General features: G+C 63.6%; 8 protein-coding genes and 1 pseudogene. 5 read left to right on the top strand and 4 right to left on the bottom strand.

Annotated features, from left to right (window positions below; all coding sequences use genetic code 11):
- Positions 1 to 489 (top strand): annotated as a pseudogene (locus tag Y703_RS21105) (DUF2797 domain-containing protein); the annotation flags it as partial.
- 69 nt (positions 490 to 558) lie between these two features.
- On the opposite strand, the gene Y703_RS20475 reads toward Y703_RS21105, so the two are convergent.
- Positions 559 to 1,014, bottom strand: coding sequence for a VanZ family protein (locus Y703_RS20475; RefSeq protein WP_051427688.1), 456 nt, complete (start codon positions 1,012 to 1,014; stop codon positions 559 to 561).
- A 90-nt stretch (positions 1,015 to 1,104) separates the two neighbouring features.
- Here Y703_RS20475 and Y703_RS0116390 point away from each other — a divergent pair, with 90 nt between their 5' ends.
- Genes Y703_RS0116390 through Y703_RS0116375 form a run of 4 tightly spaced genes read left to right on the top strand, consistent with a single transcriptional unit; the run spans position 1,105 to position 3,359 of the window.
- Entirely contained in the window at positions 1,105 to 1,344 is a 240-nt protein-coding gene (locus tag Y703_RS0116390) for a hypothetical protein (RefSeq protein WP_026553579.1), read from the top strand.
- A gap of 52 nt (positions 1,345 to 1,396) precedes the next feature.
- On the top strand, positions 1,397 to 1,846 hold the full coding sequence (locus Y703_RS0116385) for an FAS1-like dehydratase domain-containing protein (protein ID WP_026553578.1): 450 nt from the start codon (positions 1,397 to 1,399) through the stop codon (positions 1,844 to 1,846).
- Positions 1,846 to 2,283, top strand: coding sequence for a MaoC family dehydratase (locus Y703_RS0116380; RefSeq protein WP_026553577.1), 438 nt, complete (start codon positions 1,846 to 1,848; stop codon positions 2,281 to 2,283). Before Y703_RS0116385 ends, Y703_RS0116380 begins: the two co-directional genes overlap by 1 nt.
- Positions 2,280 to 3,359, top strand: coding sequence for a UDP-N-acetylmuramate dehydrogenase (locus Y703_RS0116375; RefSeq protein WP_026553576.1), 1,080 nt, complete (start codon positions 2,280 to 2,282; stop codon positions 3,357 to 3,359). The genes Y703_RS0116380 and Y703_RS0116375 overlap by 4 nt, the downstream gene beginning before the upstream one ends.
- Here the strand turns inward: Y703_RS0116375 and asd are convergent.
- The 3 genes from asd to Y703_RS0116360 form a co-directional block, all read right to left on the bottom strand.
- Positions 3,356 to 4,510 (bottom strand): aspartate-semialdehyde dehydrogenase, encoded by a 1,155-nt coding sequence (asd, locus tag Y703_RS0116370; protein ID WP_035765691.1) that lies wholly within the window; start codon positions 4,508 to 4,510, stop codon positions 3,356 to 3,358. The two genes, Y703_RS0116375 and asd, sit on opposite strands and share 4 nt — an antisense overlap.
- 75 nt (positions 4,511 to 4,585) lie before the next feature.
- Complete coding sequence (locus Y703_RS0116365; RefSeq protein ID WP_051427687.1) at positions 4,586 to 5,149, bottom strand: dihydrofolate reductase; 564 nt, start codon at positions 5,147 to 5,149, stop codon at positions 4,586 to 4,588.
- Entirely contained in the window at positions 5,146 to 5,907 is a 762-nt protein-coding gene (locus Y703_RS0116360; protein WP_051427707.1) for a thymidylate synthase, read from the bottom strand. The genes Y703_RS0116365 and Y703_RS0116360 overlap by 4 nt, the downstream gene beginning before the upstream one ends.
- Positions 5,908 to 6,360 lie beyond the last annotated feature (453 nt).

The raw sequence follows: 6,360 nt of genomic DNA, 5'->3' as shown, positions 1-6,360 counted from the left end.
GGCGCCGTCGTCGCCCGCTATATCGCGTCCGCCGATGACGGCCGTGTGGTCCGGGTGCTCGAAGACGCTGTGACCCGCAGTGTGGGGCTGGCCCAGGCCGTCCGGTCGGCGGCGAAGACTGCTGCGCTGGTCTCTCCTCGCACCAACGCAACGCTTGAGGGGATCAACGCCGAGTTCGCTTCAAGCGCGCGGGATTTGCTCAGTGATGGGTTGGACCTCCCAGGGTACCGGGTGGTGGACGAGCAGTGGGAGCCGCCGTCGTCGTGGTCAAGTGTTCTCGGAGTGGCAGGGGCACAGCTTTACCCCCATAGTCTGGCGGCGGGGGAGCATGGGTTCCGGGTGCACTCAATGGTGGGGCCCGCAGCGCTTACCTTCCTCAGGGGGTCCGACGTACCGTTTCTGGTCGACCTGTCCCGGGTGAAAGGGCAGCGAATAGAGCTGGGTCCGTTTTTGTCGCCGGTTCCGGAGGTTCAGGTGGCACTGTTCTAACACGTGGTTCGGAGCCCGGTGGTATGGCCCGCCGTTGACGTCAGGAACGGGCAGCGCGTCCTTGGCGAGTTAGGGAAACCGCTGCTGGGCCTTCTCGCGCGATCGCAAAGCACGCCACGCCACGAGAGTTCCCACTAGCGCCCCGGCACCATTAGCGAGGACGTCGTACGGGGAGGCGAAACGCTCGGGGAGCAGTGTGAGTTGGGCTATTTCGATGACTATTGAGAGGCCGACGCCCACCAGGGGCCCGAGCCAGCGCCAACCTCGGGCCGCGAGAATGAACCAGAACAGGCCAAACGGAACCAACATGACACTGTTCGCGGCGAATTCGACCACGCCGTAATCGACAAAGGTAGGTAGCCCGTAGGTGTGCAGCAGCCGAAGCCCGCGCTGTAGAAAGTCTGCGGCCGCGCTGTCCACCGGCGTCCGATTGAAAACGACAAGCGCAACGCAGGCCAACCAGGTGGCGCACAAGGCCGCGGTTATCGCTCGATACCTGCGGGAGGGCAGAGGGGCCGCGGCCATGTCGATCCTCCGATGCGGACGATGGAAGGTGAAGCCTTCAGTATGCTTCACCTTCGCAGATCGGGGTTGAGTCCCGGTAGGCTTAACCCCATGTTGAACACCCCCTGGGACACCGGATCTGATCTCTATCGGCGGCTCGTGATCGCAGCGCTGGTCCTGACCGGCGCTGGCATCCTGATCGCCGTCCTCGGCGCTGCTACCGGCAGCAATGCGACGGTCTTCACCGGCATCCCTGTCCTCGTTGCAGGTCTGGTGACACACCTTGCGGGACTAGTGGTCCGCGCTCGGGACGCGAAGCGCAGGCACCAGGCGCAAAACCCGAAGAAATAGCCGCCCTGCACTAGGCTGAAAAGATACTTCGACCGCACTTGTCAGGAGCCTCATGACCATCAATCCAGAGCTGCAGGGCCGCAGCTATCCCGCAGGGCCTGCCTACCTGGTGGGCAGGGAGAAGATCCGCGAATTTGCGCGCGCTGTGAAGGCAACCCATGCTTCACACTTTGAGGTTGAGGCCGCCCGGGACCTCGGCCACCGGGATCTGGTGGCGCCCCCCACGTTCGCGATCATCGTCGCCCAGATGGCTGATGCGCAGCTCATCTCCGATCCCGATGCTGGTATTGATTTCAGTCGCGTGGTGCACGCCGATCAGCGATTCATCCATCACCGTGCCATCGTGGCAGGCGACGAGCTGGTCGCTGAACTCCACGTTGACTCAGTCAGGGCCATGGGAGGTGGCGCGATGATCACCACGCGCGCCGAGATTAGCACCACCGACGGTGAAAAAACCGCCACCACCACATCATCGCTGCTAGTGCGCGGAGAGGAACAGTAATGGGTATCGCCATCGCCGATCTCAGCGTCGGCCAGGAAATTGGCTCAACCACTGTGGACGTCACCCGCCAGGACCTGGTCAAATACGCTGGCGCCTCAGGTGACTTCAACCCAATTCACTGGAACCCCGACTTTGCGCAGCACGTCGGGTTACCGGGCGTCATCGCTCACGGGATGTTCACCATGGGTGCCGCGGTCCAACTGGTTACCGACTGGATTGGCGACCCGGCCGCCGTCGTCGACTACCAGACGCGGTTCACCAAACCGGTAATCGTAGAGGACACCACAGCTGCGGGGATTCCGGGCGCAGTCATTGAGGTTGCTGGCAAAATCGGTGTGGTAGATCTGGATAACTCGACTGTCCGTGTTGATCTGACAGTGACGTCTGCGGGCCAGAAGGTGCTGGTCAAGGCCCAGGCAGTAGTGCGCGTCTGGTGACTCTCCTTGCACCGCTGACCACTGCGGGTGTGGGTGGGCCCGCCAGTACCTTCGTGGAGGCCCGCACCGAAGCGGAAATCATTGCTGCCGTTCGGTCCGCTGACGCTGCTGGCGTCCCCCTGCTGATCCTTGCCGGCGGGTCAAACCTCATCATCGCCGACGAAGGGTTCGCCGGCACAGTGGTGCGCCTGGCATCGACGGGATTTGTGGTTGACGACGACGACGCCACCTGCGGCGGGGTGATGGTGAGGGCGGAGGCCGGGCAACCCTGGGACGCCCTGGTGGAATACACAGTTCGCCATGCGTTCTCCGGCCTGGAAGCGCTATCAGGCATCCCCGGGTCCACCGGCGCAACTCCGGTCCAGAACGTCGGGGCCTACGGTTCGGATGTGTCGCAGACCCTTGCCACGGTCCGCACCTGGGACCGGGAAACCAATACTGTTAAGTCCTTTACAAACTTCGAGCTGAAGTTTGGTTATCGGGATTCTCTCCTGAAACGCACAACTGTTAACGGGTCGCCCCGCTATGTGGTGCTGACCGTCGAGTTCCAGCTGGCTCTCGGCCGGATGAGCGCGCCGGTGCGGTACGCCGAACTGGCCCGAGAGGTGGGAGTTGCCATCGGTGAGCGGGCCTACGCCAATGACGTCCGGCGGGCGGTGCTGAAGCTGCGCGCTGCCAAGGGGATGGTGCTGGACCCGGTGGACCGCGACACGTTCAGCACGGGATCCTTCTTCACTAACCCAATCGTCGACTCAGCTACCGCTGCGACGCTGCCCGAGGATGCGCCGAGATACCCCACCGCCGACGACGGGCAGATCAAACTGTCGGCGGCCTGGCTGATCGATCAGGCTGGCTTCAGCAAAGGCTTCGGACTGAGCGATGACGCCGGCCATTCGGCCGCCGGAGGCCGTGCCTCGCTCTCGACCAAGCACACTCTTGCCGTCACCAACCGGGGGAGCGCCTCAGCCGCCGATCTCCTGGCCATCGCGGCGCTCGTCGCTGACGGCGTCGAAGACCGGTTCGGGATCCGGTTGCATCCCGAACCCCTGCTGATCGGCTGTGCGCTCCAGCGTTAGAGGTTTCCGGTGGCGATCAGGAGCATGCGGCGCAGCGGTTCGGCCGCACCCCACAGCAGCTGATCTCCCACGGTGAAGGCGCTGAGGTATTGCGGGCCCATCTCCATTTTTCGGAGCCTTCCCACAGGAACGGTCAGTGAGCCGGTCGCCGCGACGGGAGTGAGGCCGGCCATCGTTGCCTCCTTGGTATTGGGAACCACTGTTGCCCACGCGTTGTCGGCGTCGATGATCTGTTCAATCTCCGCCAGCGGCACGTCCTCGGTAAGTTTCAGGGTCAGTGCCTGGGAGTGCGACCGCATAGCCCCGATCCTCACGCACAGGCCGTCGAACGGGATCCAGGCGCCGTCGGCAGCATCGGTGCCCAGAATCTTGTTTGTTTCCGCGCCGGCCTTCCACTCTTCCCTTGACATCCCATTGCCCAGATCCGCATCGATCCAGGGGATGACCGACCCCGCGAGAGGCACCCCGAACTGAGAGGCATCCATGCCCGGGTTTCGCTGCTGTGCGAGTACTGCCTGGTCGATGGCCAGGATGGCTGATGCCGGATCGTCCAGGTTGGGTGCCACAGCACCGTGAATGGCGCCAAACTGGTTCAGCAGCTCACGCATGTGGCGGGCCCCGCCGCCGGAGGCCGCCTGATACGTCATCGAGGTGCCCCACTCGACGAGTCCATTGCGAAACAGTCCACCAAGCCCCATGAGCATGCAGGAGACGGTGCAGTTACCGCCGATGAAGTCGCGCACACCCCGCGACAGCCCGGCGTCGATGACGTCCCGGTTCACCGGGTCCAGGACGATGATGGAGCTGGTCTCCATCCTGAGCGTAGACGCTGCGTCAATCCACAACCCGTCCCAGCCCGTGCTGCGCAGCTTCGGGTAGACCTCAGCGGTGTAGCCGCCGCCCTGGGCGGTAACGATGATGGGCAGCTTGGCCAGCGCTTCGACGTCGTACGCGTCCTGGAGCGCTGAGGTGCCCTCGGCGAATGACGGCGCCCTGCCCCCAGCGTTAGAGGTCGAGAAGAACACCGGGTTGATCAGGCTGAAATCGCGCTCATCCCGCATCCGTTGCATCAGGACTGAACCGACCATCCCGCGCCAGCCGACGAAAGCTACGCTGGGCGCTGAGGAAGAACCATTTACTGCAGATGTCATGCTGCCAGTCTAGGTCAGCGGACGCGGTAGGCCCCGATTCATGACGAAGGATCGAACCCCAGTCACCGGCGTTGCCTAGTCCCTGCCCCGCGTCCACAGGCTGATCCGGTACCTGGTGCCGTTGGCGCCGGAGAGCCAGCCCTGCTGAGGTGTGACCCCGTCCAACTGCCAGTCCGGGCCAAGGGTGGGGGCGAAGGTGTCGCCCTTGGTGGTCGACTCGATCACCGTGACGACAGCCGCCTGCGCGGCCGGGAGCGCTGCCTCATAGATCTGCCCGCCACCGATCACCCAGATCTGTTCCGCCCCTGGACTCCGCCGGGCCTCCTCGAGGGCTTCGTCGAGGGAGCCGACGACGACGGCGCCCGCGAGGCCACCCGCTTCCAGCGCATGCCGACTCACCACTATGTTGGTCCGATCCGGCAGCGGTCGAAATTTGGCGGGAAACGACTGCCAGGTATGCCGGCCCATGATGACCGGGTGACCATTGGTGGTCCGTTTGAAGTGTTCCATGTCCTCGGGGAGGCGCCACGGCATACCGCCGTCCTTCCCGATGACCCCGTTCTCGGTCTGGGCCCAGATCATGCCGATGAACGGTTCCCGTCCAATGGCGTCGATGATTCCCCGATTGGTGGAGCTCATACGGCAATCGGTGCCTTGATGGTCGGATGGTGCTGGTAATTCACCACGTCAAAGTCCTCCAGCGTGTAGTCGAAAATGCTCTCGGGTTTACGGTTGATTAGCAGTTGCGGGCTCGGGTGCGGCTGCCGCGTCAGTTGTTCTGTCACCTGCTCGACATGGTTGTCGTAGATGTGAACGTCCCCGCCGGTCCAGATGAGTTCACCGGGGGCCAGGCCCACCTGCTGGGCAACCATCAGGGTCAGCAGCGCGTAGGAAGCGATATTGAACGGGACGCCCAGGAAGGTGTCTGCTGAGCGCTGATACAGCTGGCAGGACAGCTTGCCGTCCGCCACATAAAACTGGAAGAAGGCGTGGCACGGGGGGAGCGCCATGTTGTGTAACTCGGAGACGTTCCACGCGGAGACCAGGTGGCGGCGGGAATCTGGGTTCACCTTCAAGGCCTCGACTACCTGGGCAATCTGGTCGATGTGGCCGCCGTCAGGGGTGGGCCAGGAACGCCACTGGACGCCGTACACAGGTCCGAGTTCGCCGTCGTCGCCGGCCCACTCGTTCCAGATCTTGACGCCACGTTCCTGCAGCCACGACACGTTCGAATCGCCGCGAAGGAACCAGAGCAACTCCAGCGCCACCGATTTGAAATGGACCCGTTTGGTGGTGACCAAAGGGAAGGAATCAGCGAGATCGAAGCGCAACTGCCTCCCGAAAACACTTCGTGTTCCGGTGCCCGTGCGGTCGGCCTTGACGGCACCGTTGGCCATCACATCGCGCAGCAGATCCTCGTACGGTGTGGGGATGGGTTGTGAACTCACGCGTACCACTCTAGTGGTAGGGCTCTTTCGGACCCCAAAAGCGCCCCGGCGTGGCCGTCACAGCCCGTGCTCAGCCCCTCCGCAGACGTGTCCGCTTACTCTTCCGCCGAAACCCCTCCGCCGAAGGGTTAGATATGGCGGGTCAGACGGCCTTCGACCCGCAATATCTAACTTGTGGGCGGAGGTTGCTTTCATTGCTAGTCTCCAGGTGCTCACCGCAGGTAGCCCGATCAGGTAGACGCGGTAGATCCGGACCAGCGCAGCAGAAAACAGCAAGCGCGCTAGAGATATGTGGTGCGGTCGACGGTTTCGGGGCGTTTCGACGGTTTCGGGGCAGAGTGGGACGGGTGGACGGTTTCGGGGCAGAGCGGGGCGGGTGGACGGATCCGGCGTCCGGGGCGG

It is taken from the genome of Arthrobacter sp. H20 (genome assembly GCF_000520515.1).
GTDB lineage: Bacteria > Actinomycetota > Actinomycetes > Actinomycetales > Micrococcaceae > Arthrobacter_D.
The sequence above is the reverse complement of the archived record's forward strand: the minus strand, read 5'-3'. Positions and strand labels throughout refer to the sequence as shown.